The sequence below is a fragment of the Caballeronia sp. LZ001 genome (assembly GCF_031450875.1).
GTDB lineage: Bacteria > Pseudomonadota > Gammaproteobacteria > Burkholderiales > Burkholderiaceae > Caballeronia.
Window position 1 is genome coordinate 3,566,187 of record NZ_JARTVX010000004.1, and the last position, 22,069, is coordinate 3,588,255.

Here is a 22,069-nt window from a genome sequence, read left to right on the forward strand (position 1 = left end):
TGGGTCGGAAGATGCGTTCTTGTCGGTTTTAGCGCCGCAATTCGGCCTGCACGATATCCGACGGCGTGCCGCGTATTTTAAGCCGCCCCGCCGTGACGAGTTCGCGGCATCGCCAGAAAGCGATCGAATCGCTGAGAAGGAAATCGAAGCGGCGCGCCATTGCGCCACCGGCGATCCGCCGCGCGGGCTGCCATTCGGGGCTGGCTAGGTCGAGCAGGGCTTCGTCGACGTCGAACCAGCTTCCCGAAACCAGCATGTTGTCGCGCAGCCGACGTGTCTCCGCGCTCGCATGCTTCGCCTCCTGCCATTCGAGCGCCAGCCGGCTAATGCGCAGCACCGAAATCGGCGCGGCGCTCGGCAACTTCTTTAGCAACTGTCCAGGTGAAAACATGCCGACAGCGGTCGCGCGATCGGCACGCCGGAGCGGATCTGAATGCGCGTCGGATGCTTCGATCGACAGGTCGTCGTAGTTGAGCTTCGCCTCGTTAAGACGTTGCGGCACATTGCGCAGATGGTAGGCGACGCGCCGCAAGGTGAGCTGGTCGGCCGCGCTCTGTCCGTGCCACACGACAATCTGCGCGTCGCCGCGCACGAGGCGTGTCAAGAGCGCCTGCTGCGCTTCGAGTTCGTCCTCGAAATCATTCGTGCTGTTGAGCACTTGACGCCAAAACGCTGCGCGCGTGAGCGAAGTGTCGTCGGCGTCTCTGAGCGGGCCGACCGCGAGATCGTCGCGCAGAGGGATGACACGGTCTGGACGGTCGGCTAGTCGAAGCGCTTCGGTGAGAGACAGGGCCGCGCTGTCGCCATTGGTGACGTGGATCGTGGTCATTGTTGTGGATTTGCCAGAAGGACTCGCGTTTTGCCGCTCGGACGAGCAGCAATCAGTCTACGCGAATCGATTTGCGACCGGCTGTGGGCTGGCGCGCTTCGGCAAACCATTTCAGAAGCGCGAACGGCGCGACCGCGAGGCCACGCCGTTCTAGCCGAAAGACGCCTTATCGCGTGCCGCTGGCGGCGAAATCCTCGGCGTCGACGTCGTAGCCGGACGGTTCCCAGTGCACCGCGAACAGCGCGATCAAGCCGAGAAGCGGCGCAACCGCGATGATCCAGAACACCTTCGTGCCCAGCGCCGCCGACAGCACCGGAAACAGGAACAGGGACACGGTGGAACTAGCGCGCATCAACGTCTGATTGAAGCCGACGCCCACGCCGCGCAATGACGTCGGATAACTCAGCGACGCAAACGTCATGCTGTGCGAGCCTGGTCCGACGCCCTGGCCGAGCAGGAACGCAGCGAGCAGCGCGATCGCGATCGCCACCTGCACACCGGTTGCCGGTTTGCCGACGACAGCGAGCCCGACGAGCGCCACCAACTGAAACGCGTAGCCGATCACGGTCAGATTCCACGCGCCGTACTTCGGCACGGTGCGCACGGAGAACAGGCCGCCCGTGAACGCGAACAGCAGATTGAGCGCGAGCGAGGCGAGAATCGTGGTGAGCATCGATTGCGCGAGGAAGCTCGAAATGATCACCGGCAAGCCGAACGCGACCGCGTTGTAGGCGAAGGACGATGCAATCGCAATGACGGTCGCGAGCACGGTCCTGCGTAAATACACGCCACGCAGAAGCGCGCCGTAGTTGCTCCACGTTGCCTTGCGCGCCTTTGGAACGGTCGATGCAGCCGCTTCGACGCGAACCTCGACGCCATACGAACGTTTGAGAATCTCGGCGGCGCCCTTGAGATCGCCCTGATTCGCGGCCCACACGGGCGACTCGCTCATGTAACGGCTGCGAATCGCGATGATGAGAATGGCCGGCACAGCGCCGAAGCCAAGAATCAGCCGCCACAGCAAGCCTGCGTGATGCGCCGGCAGCACCGCGTACAAACCGAGCACCAGCAGATAGGACACGCTGATCGCGGCGTACCAGGTGGGACACCACATGGCGACGCGCGCGGCCTTGTTGCCACGGCCTTGCAGACGCGAAAATTCGGCGAGAAAGGCCATTGCCACCGGAAGATCGATGCCAACGCCCAGCCCCATCACGAAGCGCGCGCCGCCGAGCACCCACGCGTTGGGCGCGAATGCGCAGGCAATGGCCGCGATCACGAAGAAGAACATATCGGCCATGAAGACGCGGTATCGGCCGATCTTGTCGGTGAGATAGCCGCCGAGAAATGCGCCGATGATCGCGCCGAACGTGATTGCCGATGCGACGAAACCGGTTCCGGTCGGGCTCAGCGAGAACTCACGGGCGATGTCCTTGATGCCGAACGCGAGCGCGCCGAGATCGTAGGCATCGAGGAAAATGCCGCCGAGCGCGATGGCGACGACCACGCGCGCGTCGCTGCCGATGGCGGCGCCACGATTGACGAGGCTGGAGACATCGGCGGCGCTGCGGATGACGGGGCGCACATCGGCGGCGGCCGGAGCGGAAGCGCGTTCGGACGCGAGTGAGACGGACATAAGCGGGCGGAAAGTGAAAAAGTGTTGATGCAGCGAATCGCGCGATGCTACTGGCAGGGCTTGCCGCGACCAAATCCTTTTTTGTTATTTAATGACTTACGCGCGCCGGCGGGCTTTTCAGGCTGCAAGTTTCATCGGCGCGGATGCGACAATCGCGGCTCTTTCTCTTTTTCCATTCAGCATGGCGCCTGCAGAAAACATCGAAACGGTGAACGTCGCGGTCGTCGGTGGCGGACCGGCCGGGCTCATGGCCGCCGAGGCGCTCGCGGCGGGCGGCGCGCGCGTGGATGTCTTCGACGCGATGCCATCGGTCGGCCGCAAATTCCTGATGGCGGGCAAGGGCGGCATGAATCTGACGCACTCCGAAGCTGCCGACGCGTTTCTAGGCCGCTACGGCGCGCGCAGCGCCGAAATCGCGCCGCTCCTTGCTCGCTTCGATGCCGACGCGCTTCGCCAATGGGTGCACGGCCTTGGCGTGGAAACGTTCGTCGGCAGTTCCGGCCGCGTCTTTCCGCGCGACATGAAGGCCGCGCCGATGCTGCGGGCCTGGCTGCATCGGCTGCGCGCGTCCGGCGTGACGCTGCACATGCGGCATCGATGGCTCGGTTTCACCGACGACGGCGCCTCGATCTCGCGCTTCGCGACGCCCGACGGGGAAAAGTGCATTCGTCACGACGCGCTGATCCTCGCAGCGGGAGGCGCGAGCTGGCCGCAACTCGGCTCGGATGGCGGCGCAATTGCGCATCTCGCCGCGCGCGGTGTGCCGGTGCGGCCTTTCGTGCCGTCCAATTGCGGCTTCGATACCGACTGGTCGCCGCATTTCCAAAGCCGCTTCGCGGGCGAGCCGCTCAAGGCGGTGGCGATCGGTGTGGCGCGCGCGGACGGCCGGCTCGACTGGCGCACCGGCGAAGCGCTGATTACAGACAATGGTATCGAAGGAAGTCTGATTTACGCGCTGTCGGCGTCAATCCGCGATCGGCTCGCCGAATGCGACGGCGGAGCATCGACGATTCTGCTCGATCTCGTTCCGCAGCTTTCCGCCGAGCGGGTGCGTGCGGAGGTGCTGCATCCACGTGGCGCGCGCTCGCTGTCGAGTCATTTGCAAAGCCGCCTGCATTTGACCGGCGTGAAAGCGGGCTTGCTGCGGGAATGTCTGACAAACGCGGATTTCGGCGATCCCGAAACGCTCGCCGCACGCATTAAGGCGCTGCCGTTGCGCGTTTTACGCCCGCGTCCGATCGCCGAGGCGATCAGCAGCGCGGGCGGCGTGGCGTTCGAAGCGCTCGACGAGCGCTCGATGCTTACCGCGCTGCCCGGCGTCTTCTGCGCGGGCGAAATGCTCGACTGGGAAGCGCCGACAGGCGGTTATTTATTGACGGCGTGTTTTGCGAGCGGGCTCGTGGCTGGGGAAGGCGCGCTCGCGTGGCTGGCGTCGCGCGGCTGAGGCGCGCTCAGGCGGCCACCAAGCGCCACAACGAAGTCACTTCCTTCGAGCGCGCCGCATACAGCGGATCGGTTTTATCGAATGCACGCGGATGCTGCGGCCGAATATCGATGCGGCCATCCACTTTCAATTTCGCCGCGTCGATCCACTCCTGCAGCTGCGCGCGCGTGCGCAGCCCGAGATGCTCGGCGAAATCGGACAGAATCAGCCAGCCTTCGCCGCCGGGCGTGAGATGCGCGGCGAGGCCATCGAGAAAACCGCGCAGCATCCGGCTTTCGGGATCGTAGATCGCGTGCTCGATCGCCGAACTCGGCCGCGCGGGCAGCCACGGCGGATTGCACACGACGAGCGGCGCGCGTCCTTCAGGAAAGAGATTCGCTTCGACCACATTCACTTGGCGATTCAGCCCGAGCAGCCCGATGTTCTCGCGTGCACAAGCCAACGCACGCGGATCAAGGTCCGTCGCGACGATTCGTTCGACGCCGCGCCGTGCAAGCACCGCCGCCAAAACGCCGGTACCGGTGCCGATATCGAAGGCCAGCGAAGTCGACGGAAGCGGCTGATTGGCAACGAGGTTGATATATTCGCCGCGCACAGGCGAGAAAACGCCGTAATAGGGATGAATTTTCCCGCCCACCGCCGCGACATCCACGCCTTTCTTGCGCCACTCGTGCGCGCCGACTAGCCCGAGCACTTCCCGCAACGAAACCACCGACGCGTCACGAGCTGCGCCGTACGCTTCTTCGCACGCCTCCTGTACATTCGGCGCGCGGCGCAGCGGAATCGCATACTGCTCGTCTAGCGGCAGAAGCAGCATCGCCAGCGTTCGCGCACGTTGCGACTGCGCCAGACGATGCAGATTGAAGGTATCGACCGGCGAAGCAGCCGCCGCTTTTTCCCTTTCCGCCGCCGCCTTTTTCGGCTTGCGCGGCTTGTTGTCGATACGGCGCGCCATCGCCTGAAGCAACTGCCGCGCGTTCTGATAATCTCCGCGCCAAAGAATGCCGGTTCCTTCGCAAGCAAGGCGATACGCGTTGTCGGCCGTCATCTGGTCGTCGCCAATGACAATGCGCTTTGGCGCCGGGTTGCTACTTTCCGAACGCCAGCGGGCGGAGCGTTCTTCGCCGTCCTCTTCCCAGTGCAGGATCGGCGGAGTGTCGGCGTGAGGCGTGCTTTTAGATTGCATTGTTGTCTTTTGATGTGCGGGCCAGCGGCTGCCGGCCGCAAAGTGAACTGGCAGCATTTTGATGCCATTTCACTCGCGCCGGTCGCACCTTTCGAGTTTTGAAGGCGAATCGGGCGCGGTCGATCAGGCACAATCCACGTTTTGTCACAATCGAGCGCTCGTCGGAACGCCATCGCCGAATGAAATTCAGAATCATTGCCTCGCTGTGCGCGGCCGCGCTTGCTGCGCAATTCGCCTTCGCGCCGCAGACGCTCGCCGCCGAGTCCGCCGACGCCGCGGCCAATGAACATTGGTTCAGCGCCTGGGGCACGGTTTTGCAGTCCATTCCCCAATTAGCCAATCTGCCGCCGCTGTACCGGGCACCTGAAGTGGGCGGGCGGACGGTTCGGCAGTTGATCTATCCGCAACTCGACGGGAAACGACTTCGGCTGCGCGTCAGCAATCTGTATGGAACGGAGCCGCTTGTCATCGAATCGATGAGCGTCTCGAATGCCGTCAGCGGCAGCAGTCCGGCCATCCGCGCGGGTAGCGCAAAGCCAGTGGCGTTCGGTGGACACAACGCGGTAACCGTTCCGCCGGGCGGCCAGGCGACCAGCGATCCCATAGCGTTCGATGTCACCGCGTTCCAGCCACTCGCTGTGAGCACATTCATGGGTAAGGACCAGAAACTCGTGGCGTGGCATCGGGTTTCGAGTCAGGTTAATTACGTTTCGTCGCCCGGCAATCACGCAAACGACGCTTCCGCCGATGCATTTCGCACGCGCTTCACCCAATACGCGTGGCTGACGAATGTGTCGGTCGAGCATCCGTCCGCGCAGACGGTGGTGGCAATCGGCGATTCAATCACCGACGGCATGCGCTCGACGCTGAACGCCAACCGAAGCTGGCCGGATGTGCTCGCCAGACAGGTCGCGCAGAAAAGTGGCGGTCAGGCGGCGATAGTGAACGCGGGCATCAGCGGCAATCGGCTCCTCAGCAATTCGCCGTGCTATGGAGAGGCGCTCGTCAGCCGTTTCGAGCGCGACGCACTGCGTCAGCCGGGCGTGCGGGCGATCATCGTGTTGATCGGCATCAACGACATCAACTTTGCGGCGATGCCCGCGCACGCCGGACTCGACTGCGACGCGCCGCACACGGAAGTCAACGCCGACGCGCTGGTGCGCGGATACCAGCGGCTGATCGCGCAGGCGCATCAGCGCGGCATCAAGATCTACGGCGCGACGCTCACGCCCGCAGCGCTGCCGCCGGAACGCGAGGCCATCCGGACGGCGGTGAACGCGTCGATCCGTTCGAGCCATGCGTTCGATGGCGTGATCGATTTCGATCAAGCGCTTCGCGATCCGGCGCGCCCGAACGTCCTGCAACGGCGTTTCGATAGCGGCGACCACATCCATCCAAGCGATGCCGGCTACGCAGCGATGGCCGCAGCCGTTCCCTTCGACATGGTGTTTGGGCAGGCAAAAGCGGCGCATTGAGGTGCTTCAAAAAAAGTTGGCTCGCTGTCTTGCCATCGGCGTTCGCATCGCCTAATATTTCGCTCCTCGTCGCAAGACGGGAGCCGCCAGCGAAACAGGCGGCCTCGAAGTCGGCAGATTTTGACGCGAAAGCGGAAATAAGCTGTTGACAACGAGGAAAAGATTCCTCATAATCTCGTTTCTCTGCTGCAGATGCAGCGACGCAAGACGAAGCGGTGCTGAGCAAAATGCTTGGTGCGCTTGGCGGGAAGTCTTGGCGAATGTGCTCTTTAAAAACTAACAGCCGATAAGTGTGGGCACTTGATGGCGCGAGCGGTTCTGACCTTTCGGGGTTGGGACGTTTAGCGAAAGTTATCAAGTCTCACACAGTATTAGAGGAAGGTTTATCTGTCGAAAGACGGATTGATCATCGTCAGTACGTTGAGTGAGCGACCGGTTGGTAAAACAACCGAAAACAGTAACAGGCATTGAACTGAAGAGTTTGATCCTGGCTCAGATTGAACGCTGGCGGCATGCCTTACACATGCAAGTCGAACGGCAGCACGGGGGCAACCCTGGTGGCGAGTGGCGAACGGGTGAGTAATACATCGGAACGTGTCCTGTAGTGGGGGATAGCCCGGCGAAAGCCGGATTAATACCGCATACGATCTACGGAAGAAAGCGGGGGATCCTTCGGGACCTCGCGCTATAGGGGCGGCCGATGGCAGATTAGCTAGTTGGTGGGGTAAAGGCCTACCAAGGCGACGATCTGTAGCTGGTCTGAGAGGACGACCAGCCACACTGGGACTGAGACACGGCCCAGACTCCTACGGGAGGCAGCAGTGGGGAATTTTGGACAATGGGGGCAACCCTGATCCAGCAATGCCGCGTGTGTGAAGAAGGCCTTCGGGTTGTAAAGCACTTTTGTCCGGAAAGAAAACCTGCCTGTTAATACCGGGTGGGGATGACGGTACCGGAAGAATAAGCACCGGCTAACTACGTGCCAGCAGCCGCGGTAATACGTAGGGTGCGAGCGTTAATCGGAATTACTGGGCGTAAAGCGTGCGCAGGCGGTCTGTTAAGACCGATGTGAAATCCCCGGGCTTAACCTGGGAACTGCATTGGTGACTGGCAGGCTAGAGTATGGCAGAGGGGGGTAGAATTCCACGTGTAGCAGTGAAATGCGTAGAGATGTGGAGGAATACCGATGGCGAAGGCAGCCCCCTGGGCCAATACTGACGCTCATGCACGAAAGCGTGGGGAGCAAACAGGATTAGATACCCTGGTAGTCCACGCCCTAAACGATGTCAACTAGTTGTTGGGGATTCATTTCCTTAGTAACGTAGCTAACGCGTGAAGTTGACCGCCTGGGGAGTACGGTCGCAAGATTAAAACTCAAAGGAATTGACGGGGACCCGCACAAGCGGTGGATGATGTGGATTAATTCGATGCAACGCGAAAAACCTTACCTACCCTTGACATGGACGAAACCCGGGTGAGAGCTTGGGGTGCTCGAAAGAGAATCGTCGCACAGGTGCTGCATGGCTGTCGTCAGCTCGTGTCGTGAGATGTTGGGTTAAGTCCCGCAACGAGCGCAACCCTTGTCCTTAGTTGCTACGCAAGAGCACTCTAGGGAGACTGCCGGTGACAAACCGGAGGAAGGTGGGGATGACGTCAAGTCCTCATGGCCCTTATGGGTAGGGCTTCACACGTCATACAATGGTCGGAACAGAGGGTTGCCAAGCCGCGAGGTGGAGCCAATCCCAGAAAACCGATCGTAGTCCGGATCGCAGTCTGCAACTCGACTGCGTGAAGCTGGAATCGCTAGTAATCGCGGATCAGCATGCCGCGGTGAATACGTTCCCGGGTCTTGTACACACCGCCCGTCACACCATGGGAGTGGGTTTTACCAGAAGTGGCTAGTCTAACCGCAAGGAGGACGGTCACCACGGTAGGATTCATGACTGGGGTGAAGTCGTAACAAGGTAGCCGTATCGGAAGGTGCGGCTGGATCACCTCCTTTCTCGAGCTTAAACGCTCGCCCACTCAAGTGTTCACGCTTATCGGCTGTCAGAAAGACAGGCTAAGGGTCTGTAGCTCAGTCGGTTAGAGCACCGTCTTGATAAGGCGGGGGTCGTTGGTTCGAATCCAACCAGACCCACCACCCGGGCAAGCGGTGCTTAAAACGACCAAGCGAGCAGACTGAGTCAGGCACACACGGGGGGATTAGCTCAGCTGGGAGAGCACCTGCTTTGCAAGCAGGGGGTCGTCGGTTCGATCCCGTCATCCTCCACCAATCCTCAATGCACAGCGCTGAACGCGGGGTTCAACGTTGCGCATTGGCGATTGAGCCAGTCAGCACGGGTAGGTGATTGAATTTGATCACGCTATCGGCTGTCGTTCTTTAACAATCTGGAAGAAGTAGTAAAGAGATTATTCGAAAGCACTTAGAGATGGGTGTGAGTAGGGTAATCAGGGTTGTGATTGTATCAAGTATGAAAAGGTGATCGAAAGATTGCTTTGGAATACGGCACAACGCGAATACTCAACCTATGACGGTGGGCTTAAAGGCAGCAATGCTGGCAGACACACTCGTTATAGGGTCAAGCGAACAAGTGCATGTGGTGGATGCCTTGGCGATCACAGGCGATGAAGGACGCGGTAGCCTGCGAAAAGCGGTGGGGAGCTGGCAAACGAGCTTTGATCCACCGATATCCGAATGGGGAAACCCGGCCCGAATGGGTCATCCTAAGCTGAATCCATAGGCTTAGTGAAGCGAACGCGGTGAACTGAAACATCTAAGTAACCGCAGGAAAAGAAATCAACCGAGATTCCCAGAGTAGTGGCGAGCGAAATGGGATCAGCCTGTACTCTTTATCTGTGTTGTTAGCTGAACGCTCTGGAAAGTGCGGCCATAGCAGGTGATAGCCCTGTAAGCGAAAACAGCGTGGAAGAACTAGGGGTACGACAAGTAGGGCGGGACACGTGAAATCCTGTCTGAAGATGGGGGGACCATCCTCCAAGGCTAAATACTCGTGATCGACCGATAGTGAACCAGTACCGTGAGGGAAAGGCGAAAAGAACCCCGGGAGGGGAGTGAAATAGATCCTGAAACCGCATGCATACAAACAGTCGGAGCCTCGCAAGGGGTGACGGCGTACCTTTTGTATAATGGGTCAGCGACTTACGTTCAGTAGCGAGCTTAACTGATTAAGGCAGGCGTAGCGAAAGCGAGTCCGAATAGGGCGATCAGTTGCTGGGCGTAGACCCGAAACCAAGTGATCTATCCATGGCCAGGTTGAAGGTGCGGTAACACGTACTGGAGGACCGAACCCACTAACGTTGAAAAGTTAGGGGATGAGCTGTGGATAGGGGTGAAAGGCTAAACAAACTTGGAAATAGCTGGTTCTCTCCGAAAACTATTTAGGTAGTGCCTCGTGTATCACCTTCGGGGGTAGAGCACTGTCATGGTTGTGGGGTCCATTGCGGATTACTACGCCATAGCAAACTCCGAATACCGAAGAGTGCAATCACGGGAGACAGACATCGGGTGCTAACGTCCGGTGTCAAGAGGGAAACAACCCAGACCGCCAGCTAAGGTCCCAAAGATTGGCTAAGTGGGAAACGAAGTGGGAAGGCAAAAACAGTCAGGAGGTTGGCTTAGAAGCAGCCACCCTTTAAAGAAAGCGTAATAGCTCACTGATCGAGTCGTCCTGCGCGGAAGATGTAACGGGGCTCAAGCCAGTCACCGAAGCTGCGGATGCATATTTATATGCATGGTAGGAGAGCGTTCCGTAAGCCTGCGAAGGTGCGTTGAAAAGCGTGCTGGAGGTATCGGAAGTGCGAATGCTGACATGAGTAGCGATAAAGGGGGTGAAAAGCCCCCTCGCCGTAAGCCCAAGGTTTCCTACGCAACGTTCATCGGCGTAGGGTGAGTCGGCCCCTAAGGCGAGGCAGAAATGCGTAGCTGATGGGAAGCAGGTCAATATTCCTGCACCATTGTTAGATGCGATGGGGGGACGGATCGCGGAAGGTTGTCCGGGTGTTGGACGTCCCGGTCGCTGCATTGGAGAAGGTGCTCAGGCAAATCCGGGCACAGGATTCAAGGGTGTGGCGCGAGCTTCCTCGGAAGCGAAGCAATTGGAAGTGGTTCCAAGAAAAGCCTCTAAGCTTCAGTCTAATAGTGACCGTACCGCAAACCGACACAGGTGGGCGAGATGAGTATTCTAAGGCGCTTGAGAGAACTCGGGAGAAGGAACTCGGCAAATTGGTACCGTAACTTCGGGATAAGGTACGCCTCTGTAGCTTAACCAGCCTGCGCTGGAAGGGTGAAGAGGTTGCAATAAACTGGTGGCTGCGACTGTTTAATAAAAACACAGCACTCTGCAAACACGAAAGTGGACGTATAGGGTGTGACGCCTGCCCGGTGCCGGAAGATTAAATGATGGGGTGCAAGCTCTTGATTGAAGTCCCGGTAAACGGCGGCCGTAACTATAACGGTCCTAAGGTAGCGAAATTCCTTGTCGGGTAAGTTCCGACCTGCACGAATGGCGTAACGATGGCCACACTGTCTCCTCCCGAGACTCAGCGAAGTTGAAGTGTTTGTGATGATGCAATCTCCCCGCGGCTAGACGGAAAGACCCCATGAACCTTTACTGTAGCTTTGCATTGGACTTTGAACCGATCTGTGTAGGATAGGTGGGAGGCTATGAAACCGGAACGCTAGTTTCGGTGGAGCCGTCCTTGAAATACCACCCTGGTTTGTTTGAGGTTCTAACCTTGGTCCATGATCTGGATCGGGGACAGTGCATGGTAGGCAGTTTGACTGGGGCGGTCTCCTCCCAAAGTGTAACGGAGGAGTACGAAGGTACGCTAGGTACGGTCGGAAATCGTGCTGATAGTGCAATGGCATAAGCGTGCTTAACTGCGAGACCGACAAGTCGAGCAGGTGCGAAAGCAGGTCATAGTGATCCGGTGGTTCTGTATGGAAGGGCCATCGCTCAACGGATAAAAGGTACTCTGGGGATAACAGGCTGATACCGCCCAAGAGTTCATATCGACGGCGGTGTTTGGCACCTCGATGTCGGCTCATCTCATCCTGGGGCTGTAGCCGGTCCCAAGGGTATGGCTGTTCGCCATTTAAAGAGGTACGTGAGCTGGGTTTAAAACGTCGTGAGACAGTTTGGTCCCTATCTGCCGTGGGCGTTGGATATTTGAAGGGGGCTGCTCCTAGTACGAGAGGACCGGAGTGGACGAACCTCTGGTGTACCGGTTGTCACGCCAGTGGCATCGCCGGGTAGCTATGTTCGGAAGAGATAACCGCTGAAAGCATCTAAGCGGGAAACTCGCCTTAAGATGAGATATCCCCGGGGCTTCGAGCCCCTTGAAGGGTCGTTCTAGACCAGGACGTTGATAGGTCAGGTGTGTAAGTGCAGTAATGCATTGAGCTAACTGATACTAATTGCCCGTAAGGCTTGATCCTATAACCAGTGTGTTTGAACCACTGGCGAGTTATGCGTGTGCGACAATCGCCACCCAACATTTACTGCTTCTTCCCGGATTGGTTGTGTGCCCACCCGGCGCACGACAACAAGTCATGCCTGATGACCACAGCGAGTTGGTACCACCCCTTCCCATCCCGAACAGGACCGTGAAACGACTCCACGCCGATGATAGTGCGGATCTCCCGTGTGAAAGTAGGTAATCGTCAGGCTCCTCATGCAGCAACAAAAACCCCACCCCCAAACAGGTGGGGTTTTTGCGTTTTGCTTTCAACTATAAGTGAGAGCCTCAGTTAATGCGGGTCGCGCGGAAGGCTTGACAACACCGTGTTTCTTCCCCATAATCGATAGTTCTCTGCGGAGGGGTGCCCGAGTGGCTAAAGGGGGCAGACTGTAAATCTGTTGGCTTACGCCTACGTTGGTTCGAATCCAACCTCCTCCACCAGAATTCAAGCGGTAGGGAATCCAGCCCAAGCGGGTGTAGCTCAATGGTAGAGCAGAAGCCTTCCAAGCTTATGACGAGGGTTCGATTCCCTTCACCCGCTCCAGTGTCGGTTTGTAGTGCCCATGTGGCTCAGTGGTAGAGCACTCCCTTGGTAAGGGAGAGGTCGGCAGTTCGATCCTGCCCATGGGCACCAGAAGTATTAGTCTAGTAAGTTGCGCGTGGCGCAAGGTGCGAAAATCCTGTTAGGAGTCGAAAATGGCCAAAGGTAAATTCGAGCGGACCAAGCCGCACGTGAACGTGGGCACGATCGGTCACGTTGACCACGGCAAGACCACGCTGACGGCAGCGATCACGACGGTGCTGACCAAGAAGTTCGGCGGCGAAGCGAAGGCATACGACCAGATCGATGCAGCGCCGGAAGAAAAGGCACGCGGTATCACCATCAACACCGCGCACGTCGAGTACGAAACGGCTAATCGCCACTACGCACACGTCGATTGCCCGGGCCACGCTGATTATGTGAAGAACATGATCACGGGCGCAGCGCAGATGGACGGCGCAATCCTGGTGTGCTCGGCCGCTGACGGCCCGATGCCGCAAACGCGTGAGCACATCCTGTTGGCGCGTCAGGTTGGTGTGCCTTACATCATCGTGTTCCTGAACAAGTGCGACATGGTGGACGACGCCGAGCTGCTCGAACTCGTCGAAATGGAAGTGCGCGAGCTTCTGTCGAAGTACGACTTCCCGGGCGACGACACGCCGATCATCAAGGGTTCGGCCAAGCTGGCGCTGGAAGGCGACACGGGCGAGCTGGGCGAAGTGGCGATCATGAATCTGGCCGACGCGCTGGACACGTACATCCCGACGCCGGAGCGCGCAGTGGACGGCGCCTTCCTGATGCCGGTGGAAGACGTGTTCTCGATCTCGGGTCGCGGCACGGTGGTGACGGGTCGCGTGGAGCGCGGCGTGGTGAAGGTTGGTGAGGAAATCGAAATTGTCGGTATCAAGCCGACGGTGAAGACGACTTGCACGGGCGTGGAAATGTTCCGCAAGCTGCTGGACCAAGGTCAAGCGGGCGACAACGTCGGTATCCTGCTGCGCGGCACGAAGCGTGAAGACGTGGAGCGTGGTCAGGTTCTGGCCAAGCCGGGTTCGATCACGCCGCACACGCACTTCACGGCTGAAGTGTACGTGCTGAGCAAGGACGAAGGCGGCCGCCACACGCCGTTCTTCAACAACTACCGTCCGCAGTTCTACTTCCGTACGACGGACGTGACGGGCTCGATCGAGCTGCCGAAGGACAAGGAAATGGTGATGCCGGGCGACAACGTGTCGATCACGGTGAAGCTGATTGCACCGATCGCCATGGAAGAAGGTCTGCGCTTCGCTATCCGCGAAGGCGGTCGTACCGTCGGCGCAGGTGTGGTTGCCAAGATTATCGAGTAAGAGCCAGAAATCTCTCGGTAGTCTGTAGTTTTCGGGGTCGGCGAAACCGTCGACCCCAAATGGTTTAGGGGTATAGCTCAACTGGCAGAGCGTCGGTCTCCAAAACCGAAGGTTGGGGGTTCGATTCCCTCTGCCCCTGCCAAATTATTGCGCCAAGTGGCGCTGCTTAAGGTGCTATGGCGAATCCTTCCGTCGAAACTGTAAATACTTCCGGCGACAAGTTGATGTTGGTGGCGGGCGTATTGTTGGTCTTGGCCGGGTTCGTGGGTTTCTTCTGGCTGTCAGGCCAAGAGTGGTACGTCCGCGGCGCAGCGCTGGCTGTTGGTGTCATCGCGGGTGTCGCAGTCGGCCTCCTCTCGACGCCGGGCAAGGGCTTCATCGCCTTCGCGAAAGACTCCTATAAGGAAGTCCGCAAGGTTGTCTGGCCCACCCGCAAGGAAGCAACGCAAACGACCCTCGTGGTCTTCGCGTTTGTTTTAATCATGGCCATCTTCCTTTGGCTTAGCGATAAGTCGATCGAATGGGTGATTTTCTCGGCGATTCTGGGTTGGAAATGATATGAGCGATACTCCGGCATCCCCGAGCGGAAAACGTTGGTATGTGGTGCACGCCTACTCCGGAATGGAGAAGAGCGTGCAACGTGCGCTTCAGGAGCGTATCGACCGAGCAGGCATGCAAGATCATTTCGGTCAAATTCTCGTTCCGACCGAAGAGGTGGTTGAGGTCAAGGGCGGTCACAAGTCGGTTACTGAGCGTCGTTTCTTCCCTGGCTATGTCCTGGTGGAAATGGAGATGACGGACGAAACCTGGCACCTGGTGAAGAACACTGCGAAGGTCACCGGCTTTGTTGGTGGAGCGCGCAATCGTCCGAGTCCCATCTCGCCGCGTGAAGTCGAAAAGATCATGTCGCAGATGCAGGAAGGCGTCGAAAAGCCGCGGCCCAAGACGTTGTTCGAAGTTGGCGAGATGGTTCGAGTGAAGGAAGGTCCTTTCACCGACTTCAACGGCAACGTCGAAGAAGTGAACTACGAAAAGTCCCGAGTCCGTGTGTCTGTCACGATTTTTGGGCGCTCGACGCCGGTCGAACTCGAGTTCGGTCAGGTCGAAAAGGTTTAAAAAGTTTTATCGCGTGAGGCCTTTGGGTTCTCGCGCGATTTTGCGCTTACAGTCCGCGTAATGGCTGTTGAGGAGCGTCAGTAGGCATCGTTGTTGAACGCGCGCTATCACTCATCGAACGTTTCGGCGTTCAGCAGAGGTTTTCAAAATGGCAAAGAAAATCATCGGCTTTATCAAACTGCAGATTCCTGCAGGTAAAGCCAACCCGTCGCCGCCGGTCGGTCCGGCACTGGGCCAGCGTGGCCTGAACATCATGGAGTTCTGCAAGGCGTTTAACGCGCAGACTCAGGGCATGGAGCCGGGTCTGCCGGTGCCGGTCGTAATCACGGCATTCGCGGACAAGAGCTTCACGTTCATCATGAAGACGCCGCCCGCTACCGTTCTGATCAAGAAGGCAGCCAAAGTCGACAAGGGTTCGGCAAAGCCGCACACCGATAAGGTCGGCAACATCACCCGCGCTCAAGCGGAAGAAATCGCGAAGACCAAGATGCCGGATCTTACGGCAGCTGATCTTGACGCCGCCGTGCGCACGATCGCCGGCAGCGCCCGTTCGATGGGCATCACTGTGGAGGGCGTGTAAATGGCTAAGCTTTCTAAGCGCCTTCAGGCATTCGCAAGCAAGGTTGATCGCCAGAAGCTGTACCCGATCGACGACGCATTGGCTCTCGTGAAGGAATGCGCGAGCGCCAAGTTCGACGAGTCGATCGACGTCGCAGTCCAACTCGGCATCGACGCGAAGAAGTCGGACCAAGTGGTTCGCGGTTCGGTCGTTCTGCCGGCAGGCACGGGCAAGTCGGTTCGTGTTGCTGTGTTCGCGCAAGGCGAAAAGGCCGAGCAAGCACGTGCAGCGGGCGCAGACATCGTGGGTATGGAAGACCTGGCCGAGCAAGTCAAGGCTGGTAACCTGAATTTCGACGTCGTGATCGCCTCGCCGGACACGATGCGCGTCGTTGGTACGTTGGGCCAGATCCTCGGCCCCCGCGGCCTGATGCCGAACCCGAAGGTCGGTACGGTCACTCCGGACGTCGCGCAAGCTGTGCGTAACGCGAAGGCTGGTCAAGTCCAGTTCCGCGTCGACAAGGCCGGTATCATTCATGGCACGATCGGTCGCGCATCGTTCGAACCGGCTTCGCTGCGTCAAAACCTGGCGGCACTGGTCGACGCGCTGCAAAAGGCCAAGCCGGCCACGAGTAAGGGCGTGTACCTGCGCAAGATCGCTCTGTCGAGCACGATGGGTGTCGGCGTACGCGTGGATCAAGCCACGCTCGCGCAGCAGTAAAGAATTTGGGCGCGGTCTTGAGGCCGCGCTGTAAAGGGCTTTGGGCGGTTGCGAGGTTGCAGTCTGAATCGAGCAACCGGTTGTCAAAGACCGTTGGTGGTGGCGTCGCGGTTGGGCACTGCCTTAATTCAAGCCAACGCAGATGGCGAACCCGAAACGGTTTTGCAGTGGTTGAAGTCGGTTGTCGTGCGCTGTGATGCGAACACCAATCGATCGAGATACTCCTAACAGTCGGACGCCGTTGTCGAACGTGGTGCATGAGGGTTGGTAACCCGAGTGCATCGAATCTGGAGGTTTAACCGTGCCACTGAACAAAGAAAGTAAGCAGGCAGTCGTCGCTGAAGTCGCCGCGCAAGTCGCGAAGGCTCAGACGATGGTGCTCGCTGAGTATCGTGGGATCACGGTTGGCGATCTGACCAAGCTGCGCGCGAAAGCGCGTGAGCAACAGGTGTATCTGCGCGTGTTGAAGAACACGTTGGCGCGTCGCGCCGTCGAAGGTACCCCGTTCGCTTCGCTGGCTGAGCAGATGACCGGTCCTCTGATCTACGGCATCTCGGAAGATGCCATTGCCGCTGCCAAGGTCGTCAATGACTTCGGCAAGAGCAATGACAAGTTGATCATCAAGGCTGGTTCCTACGAAGGCAAGGTGATGGACAAGGCAGGCGTGCAAGCGCTGGCCAACATCCCGAGCCGCGAAGAACTGCTCTCCAAGTTGTTGTTCGTCATGCAAGCACCTGTTTCCGGCTTTGCGCGCGCTTTGGCCGCGCTGGCAGAAAAGAAACAAGGCGAAGCTGCATAACGCACACGCTTGGGCGCCAGTCGCTCAGTTAGGTATTAGCTAGATCGCTAGCTCGATCCGAATTCAATCTAGGAGTATTTCAAATGGCAATCGCAAAAGAAGACATCCTCGAAGCCGTTGGCTCGATGTCGGTTCTCGAACTGAACGAGCTGGTCAAGGCGTTCGAAGAGAAGTTTGGCGTGTCGGCAGCTGCTGTTGCAGTCGCTGGCCCCGCAGGCGGCGGCGCTGCTGCTGCTGTTGAAGAGCAAACCGAGTTCACCGTGAACCTGCTCGAAGTTGGTGCGAACAAGGTTTCCGTGATTAAGGCCGTTCGTGAACTGACGGGTCTTGGCCTGAAGGAAGCGAAGGACCTGGTCGACGGTGCACCGAAGCCCATCAAGGAAGCGGTGCCGAAGGCTGCTGCTGACGAAGCAAAGAAGAAGTTGGAAGACGCAGGCGCGAAAGCTGAAATCAAGTAAGTTTCATTGCGCTGTGTTGAGGCTGGCGGTTTTCCACCGCCGGCCTTTTTGTGCTTTGTGAGGGCAGAGTTTTTATGCGTGTAATCAAGCATAAATGTCCTCGCAGAGGCCAAAGAGAACAGTCGGGTCAGCATGAATTTCCGGCAGTTCTCTTTGTCTTCTGAAGCGACTGCAGAAGGCAAGTTTGGTCGGGTAGCGGGAAACACAGGCATCCGCTGCCGTCAGCCAGCGGTTGGTAGCGGCCAACCACCAAGCTTCTAGATTCGCGCGTCCTCCCCGGACATTCGCGCGAATCTCAGTCGGTGAACACCGGGCCGTGACGTCGAGGTATCCCGCCTCGCCAACGCCCGCCGTGATTCGGAGATCGTATGCAATATTCCTTCACCGAGAAGAAGCGTATTCGCAAGAGTTTCGCGAAACGCCCCATCGTTCACCAAGTTCCCTTTTTGCTGGCGACCCAGCTTGAATCATTCCAGACGTTTCTGCAAGCGGATACGTCCTCCACGCAGCGCAAGGCGGAAGGCCTGCAAGCTGCATTTACCTCTGTTTTTCCGATCGTTTCGCACAACGGGTTTGCGCGTCTCGAGTTCGTCAGCTACATGCTGTCGCCGCCCGCGTTCAACATCAAGGAATGTCAGCAGCGCGGCCTGACGTACTGCTCCGCCTTGCGCGCGAAGGTGCGTCTGGTTTTGCTCGACAAGGAATCGCCGAGCAAGCCGGTGGTCAAGGAAGTGAAGGAACAGGAAGTGTACATGGGCGAAATTCCGCTCATGACGCCGACGGGTTCGTTCGTCATCAACGGTACCGAGCGCGTGATCGTGTCGCAGCTTCACCGTTCGCCTGGCGTGTTCTTCGAACACGACAAGGGCAAGACGCATAGCTCCGGCAAGCTGTTGTTCTCGGCTCGTATCATCCCTTACCGCGGTTCGTGGCTCGACTTCGAGTTCGACCCGAAGGACGTGCTGTACTTCCGCGTCGACCGTCGCCGCAAGATGCCGGTCACGATTCTGCTCAAGGCTATCGGCATGACGCCGGAGCAAATCCTCGCGAACTTCTTCGTGTTCGACAACTTCGCGCTGATGGGCGAAGGCGCGCAAATGGAATTCGTGCCGGAGCGTCTGCGCGGTGAAGTCGCGCGCTTCGACATCCAGGACCGCGATGGCAATGTCATCGTCACGAAGGACAAGCGGATCAACGCGAAGCACATTCGCGACCTCGAAAACGCCAAGACGAAGTTCATCTCGGTGCCCGAGGACTATTTGCTCGGCCGCGTGCTGGCGAAGAACGTGATCGATCCGGAAACGGGCGAAGTGATCGCGAACGCCAACGAGGAAATCACCGAGACGGTGCTCGAAAAGCTGCGCGAGGCGAAGGTCAAGGAAATCCAGACGCTCTACACGAACGATCTGGACCAAGGCCCGTATATCTCGTCGACGCTGCGTATCGATGAAACCGCTGACAAGATGGCCGCGCGTATCGCGATCTACCGCATGATGCGTCCGGGCGAACCGCCGACCGAGGAAGCAGTCGAGGCATTGTTCAACCGTCTGTTCTACAGCGAAGACGCGTATGACCTTTCGAAGGTCGGCCGCATGAAGTTCAATCGCCGCGTTGGCCGCGATGAAATCATCGGCCCTATGACGTTGCAAGACGACGACATCCTCGCGACCATCAAGATTCTCGTCGAGCTGCGTAACGGCAAGGGCGAAGTGGACGACATCGACCACTTGGGCAATCGTCGCGTGCGTTGCGTCGGCGAACTGGCGGAGAACCAGTTCCGCGCGGGTCTCGTGCGTGTCGAGCGCGCGGTGAAGGAACGCCTCGGTCAAGCCGAAAGCGAAAACCTGATGCCGCACGACCTGATCAACTCGAAGCCGATTTCGTCGGCAATTCGCGAGTTCTTCGGTTCGTCGCAGTTGTCGCAGTTTATGGACCAGACCAACCCGCTGTCGGAAATCACTCACAAGCGCCGTGTTTCGGCACTTGGCCCGGGCGGTTTGACGCGTGAGCGCGCTGGCTTCGAAGTTCGCGACGTGCACCCGACCCACTATGGCCGCGTGTGCCCGATCGAAACGCCGGAAGGTCCGAACATCGGCCTGATCAATTCGCTGGCTCTTTACGCGCACCTGAACGAATACGGCTTCCTCGAAACGCCGTATCGCAAGGTGGTGGATAGCAAGGTGACGGATCAGATCGACTATCTGTCGGCGATCGAAGAAGGCCGTTACGTAATCGCGCAGGCGAATGCCGCCGTGGGCGAAGACGGCACGCTGACCGACGAACTGGTTTCGTCGCGTGAAGCAGGCGAAACGCTGATGGTCACGCCGGACCGCATCCAGTACATGGACGTGGCGCCGTCGCAGATCGTGTCGGTGGCGGCATCGCTGATTCCGTTCCTTGAGCACGATGACGCGAACCGCGCGTTGATGGGTTCGAACATGCAGCGTCAGGCAGTGCCGTGTTTGCGTCCTGAAAAGGCCGTGGTCGGTACGGGTATCGAGCGCACGGTCGCGGTCGACTCGGGTACGACGGTGCAGGCATTCCGCGGCGGTGTCGTGGATTACGTCGATGCCGGCCGTATCGTGATTCGCGTGAACGACGATGAAGCCGTCGCCGGCGATGTCGGCGTGGACATCTACAACCTCATCAAGTACACGCGTTCGAACCAGAACACGAACATCAACCAGCGTCCGATCGTCAAGGTGGGCGACAAGGTTGCGCGCGGCGACGTGCTGGCCGACGGCGCATCCACGGATCTGGGTGAGCTCGCGCTCGGTCAGAACATGCTGGTCGCGTTCATGCCGTGGAACGGCTACAACTTCGAAGACTCGATCCTGATCTCGGAAAAAGTCGTGGCGGACGATCGTTATACGTCGATCCACATCGAAGAACTGAACGTCGTGGCTCGCGACACGAAGCTCGGACCGGAAGAAATCACGCGCGACATCTCGAACCTTGCGGAAGTGCAGCTTGGCCGTCTGGATGAGTCGGGCATCGTGTACATCGGCGCAGAAGTCGAAGCGGGCGACGTGCTGGTCGGCAAGGTCACGCCGAAGGGCGAAACCCAGCTGACGCCGGAAGAAAAGCTGCTGCGCGCGATCTTCGGTGAGAAAGCGTCGGACGTGAAGGACACGTCGCTGCGCGTGCCCTCGGGCATGAGCGGGACGGTGATCGACGTGCAAGTGTTCACGCGCGAAGGCATCACGCGTGACAAGCGCGCGCAACAGATCATCGACGACGAACTGAAGCGCTATCGCCTCGACTTGAACGACCAGTTGCGTATCGTGGAAGGCGACGCCTTCTCGCGTCTCGCACGTATGCTGAACGGCAAGGTCGCGAACGGCGGTCCGAAGAAGCTGGCGAAGGGCACGGCGATCGATCTTCCGTACCTCGAAGACCTCGATCACTACCACTGGTTCGATATCCGCCTCGCGGACGAAGAAGCAGCGGCGCAGCTCGAAGCCATCAAGGACTCGATCGAACAGAAGCGTCACCAGTTCGACCTCGCGTTCGAGGAAAAGCGCAAGAAGCTCACGCAGGGCGACGAATTGCCGCCGGGCGTGCTGAAGATGGTCAAGGTGTATCTCGCGGTCAAGCGTCGTCTGCAGCCTGGCGACAAGATGGCGGGTCGTCACGGTAACAAGGGTGTCGTGTCGAAGATCGTTCCGATCGAAGACATGCCGTACATGGCCGATGGCCGTCCGGCCGACGTCGTGCTGAATCCGCTCGGCGTGCCGTCGCGGATGAACGTGGGTCAGATTCTCGAAGTGCATCTGGGCTGGGCCGCGAAGGGTCTCGGCTGGCGTATCGGCGAAATGCTGCAGCGTCAGGCGAAGATCGAAGAACTGCGTCAGTTCCTGACCCAGATCTACAACGAGTCGGGCCGCAAGGAAGAGCTGGAAAGCTTCTCCGACGACGAAATCGTCGAACTGGCGAAGAACCTGCGCGAAGGTGTGCCGTTCGCAACGCCGGTGTTCGACGGCGCAACGGAAGACGAAATGTCGCGCGCGCTGAATCTGGCTTATCCGGATGACATCGCGAAGAACCTCGGCATGACGCCTTCGAAGAATCAGGTCACGCTGCACGACGGCCGAACGGGCGAACCGTTCGAGCGTACGGTCACGGTTGGCTACATGCACTACCTGAAACTGCATCACTTGGTCGACGACAAGATGCACGCGCGTTCGACCGGCCCGTACTCGCTCGTCACGCAGCAGCCGCTGGGTGGTAAGGCGCAGTTCGGTGGCCAGCGTTTCGGTGAAATGGAAGTGTGGGCGCTCGAAGCGTACGGCGCGTCGTACGTGCTGCAGGAAATGCTGACGGTCAAGTCGGACGACGTGACAGGCCGGACCAAGGTTTATGAGAACCTGGTCAAGGGCGATCACGTGATCAACGCCGGCATGCCGGAATCCTTCAACGTGTTGGTGAAGGAAATCCGCTCGCTCGGTATCGATATCGATCTCGACCGCAACTAAT

13 protein-coding genes, 6 tRNA genes and 3 rRNA genes are annotated in these 22,069 nt (G+C 58.8%); 19 read left to right on the forward strand and 3 right to left on the reverse strand.

Annotation, left to right across the window (positions count from 1 at the left end; genetic code table 11):
- Positions 1–28: 28 nt before the first annotated feature.
- Positions 29–829: a DUF1835 domain-containing protein gene (locus P9292_RS27605; protein WP_309962251.1), complete on the reverse strand. Its 801-nt coding sequence runs from the start codon at positions 827–829 to the stop codon at positions 29–31.
- 166 nt (positions 830–995) lie between these two features.
- Positions 996–2,465: an MFS transporter gene (locus tag P9292_RS27610; RefSeq protein ID WP_309962254.1), complete on the reverse strand. Its 1,470-nt coding sequence runs from the start codon at positions 2,463–2,465 to the stop codon at positions 996–998.
- Positions 2,466–2,646: 181 nt separating this feature from the next.
- Between P9292_RS27610 and P9292_RS27615 the strand changes: the two genes are divergently transcribed.
- Positions 2,647–3,909 (forward strand): TIGR03862 family flavoprotein, encoded by a 1,263-nt coding sequence (locus tag P9292_RS27615; RefSeq protein WP_309962256.1) that lies wholly within the window; start codon positions 2,647–2,649, stop codon positions 3,907–3,909.
- A 7-nt stretch (positions 3,910–3,916) separates the two neighbouring features.
- Here P9292_RS27615 and P9292_RS27620 read toward each other — a convergent pair whose 3' ends face one another.
- Entirely contained in the window at positions 3,917–5,095 is a 1,179-nt protein-coding gene (locus P9292_RS27620; RefSeq protein ID WP_309962258.1) for a class I SAM-dependent methyltransferase, read from the reverse strand.
- A 179-nt stretch (positions 5,096–5,274) separates the two neighbouring features.
- Between P9292_RS27620 and P9292_RS27625 the strand changes: the two genes are divergently transcribed.
- The 18 genes from P9292_RS27625 to rpoB all read left to right on the forward strand — a co-directional run bounded on the left by P9292_RS27625 (position 5,275) and on the right by rpoB (position 22,068).
- Positions 5,275–6,570 carry an SGNH/GDSL hydrolase family protein gene (locus tag P9292_RS27625; RefSeq protein ID WP_309962260.1) on the forward strand — a complete coding sequence of 432 codons (1,296 nt, stop codon included), beginning with the start codon at positions 5,275–5,277 and terminating at the stop codon, positions 6,568–6,570.
- Positions 6,571–7,039: 469 nt separating this feature from the next.
- A 16S ribosomal RNA gene (locus P9292_RS27630) occupies positions 7,040–8,572 on the forward strand.
- Positions 8,573–8,636: 64 nt separating this feature from the next.
- A tRNA-Ile gene (locus P9292_RS27635) sits at positions 8,637–8,713 on the forward strand.
- 56 nt (positions 8,714–8,769) lie between these two features.
- Positions 8,770–8,845, forward strand: a tRNA-Ala gene (locus tag P9292_RS27640).
- Between the two features lie 305 nt (positions 8,846–9,150).
- Positions 9,151–12,031 (forward strand): 23S ribosomal RNA (locus P9292_RS27645).
- 117 nt (positions 12,032–12,148) lie between these two features.
- A 5S ribosomal RNA gene (rrf, locus tag P9292_RS27650) occupies positions 12,149–12,262 on the forward strand.
- Together the 16S, 23S and 5S rRNA genes with 5 tRNA genes alongside form the textbook arrangement of a ribosomal RNA operon.
- 147 nt (positions 12,263–12,409) lie before the next feature.
- Positions 12,410–12,495 (forward strand) — tRNA-Tyr (locus tag P9292_RS27655).
- Positions 12,496–12,524: 29 nt separating this feature from the next.
- Positions 12,525–12,598: transfer RNA gene (locus P9292_RS27660), tRNA-Gly, on the forward strand.
- A 15-nt stretch (positions 12,599–12,613) separates the two neighbouring features.
- Positions 12,614–12,688 (forward strand) — tRNA-Thr (locus P9292_RS27665).
- A gap of 62 nt (positions 12,689–12,750) precedes the next feature.
- Complete coding sequence (tuf, locus tag P9292_RS27670) at positions 12,751–13,941, forward strand: elongation factor Tu (protein WP_090541958.1); 1,191 nt, start codon at positions 12,751–12,753, stop codon at positions 13,939–13,941.
- A gap of 66 nt (positions 13,942–14,007) precedes the next feature.
- Positions 14,008–14,083: transfer RNA gene (locus tag P9292_RS27675), tRNA-Trp, on the forward strand.
- Between the two features lie 34 nt (positions 14,084–14,117).
- Complete coding sequence (secE, locus tag P9292_RS27680) at positions 14,118–14,498, forward strand: preprotein translocase subunit SecE (RefSeq protein ID WP_244826445.1); 381 nt, start codon at positions 14,118–14,120, stop codon at positions 14,496–14,498.
- A gap of 1 nt (position 14,499) precedes the next feature.
- Positions 14,500–15,057 carry a transcription termination/antitermination protein NusG gene (gene nusG / locus P9292_RS27685; RefSeq protein WP_309962262.1) on the forward strand — a complete coding sequence of 186 codons (558 nt, stop codon included), beginning with the start codon at positions 14,500–14,502 and terminating at the stop codon, positions 15,055–15,057.
- A gap of 148 nt (positions 15,058–15,205) precedes the next feature.
- Positions 15,206–15,637: a 50S ribosomal protein L11 gene (rplK, locus tag P9292_RS27690; protein WP_244826443.1), complete on the forward strand. Its 432-nt coding sequence runs from the start codon at positions 15,206–15,208 to the stop codon at positions 15,635–15,637.
- Positions 15,638–16,336: a 50S ribosomal protein L1 gene (rplA, locus tag P9292_RS27695; RefSeq protein WP_244826442.1), complete on the forward strand. Its 699-nt coding sequence runs from the start codon at positions 15,638–15,640 to the stop codon at positions 16,334–16,336.
- Positions 16,337–16,637: 301 nt separating this feature from the next.
- Positions 16,638–17,135, forward strand: a complete 498-nt coding sequence (gene rplJ / locus P9292_RS27700; RefSeq protein WP_250465884.1) for a 50S ribosomal protein L10 — start codon at positions 16,638–16,640, stop codon at positions 17,133–17,135.
- 83 nt (positions 17,136–17,218) lie between these two features.
- Positions 17,219–17,593 (forward strand): 50S ribosomal protein L7/L12, encoded by a 375-nt coding sequence (rplL, locus tag P9292_RS27705; protein ID WP_244826440.1) that lies wholly within the window; start codon positions 17,219–17,221, stop codon positions 17,591–17,593.
- Positions 17,594–17,961: 368 nt separating this feature from the next.
- Entirely contained in the window at positions 17,962–22,068 is a 4,107-nt protein-coding gene (gene rpoB, locus P9292_RS27710) for a DNA-directed RNA polymerase subunit beta (protein WP_309962264.1), read from the forward strand.
- The last annotated feature ends 1 nt before the right edge of the window (position 22,069 follow it).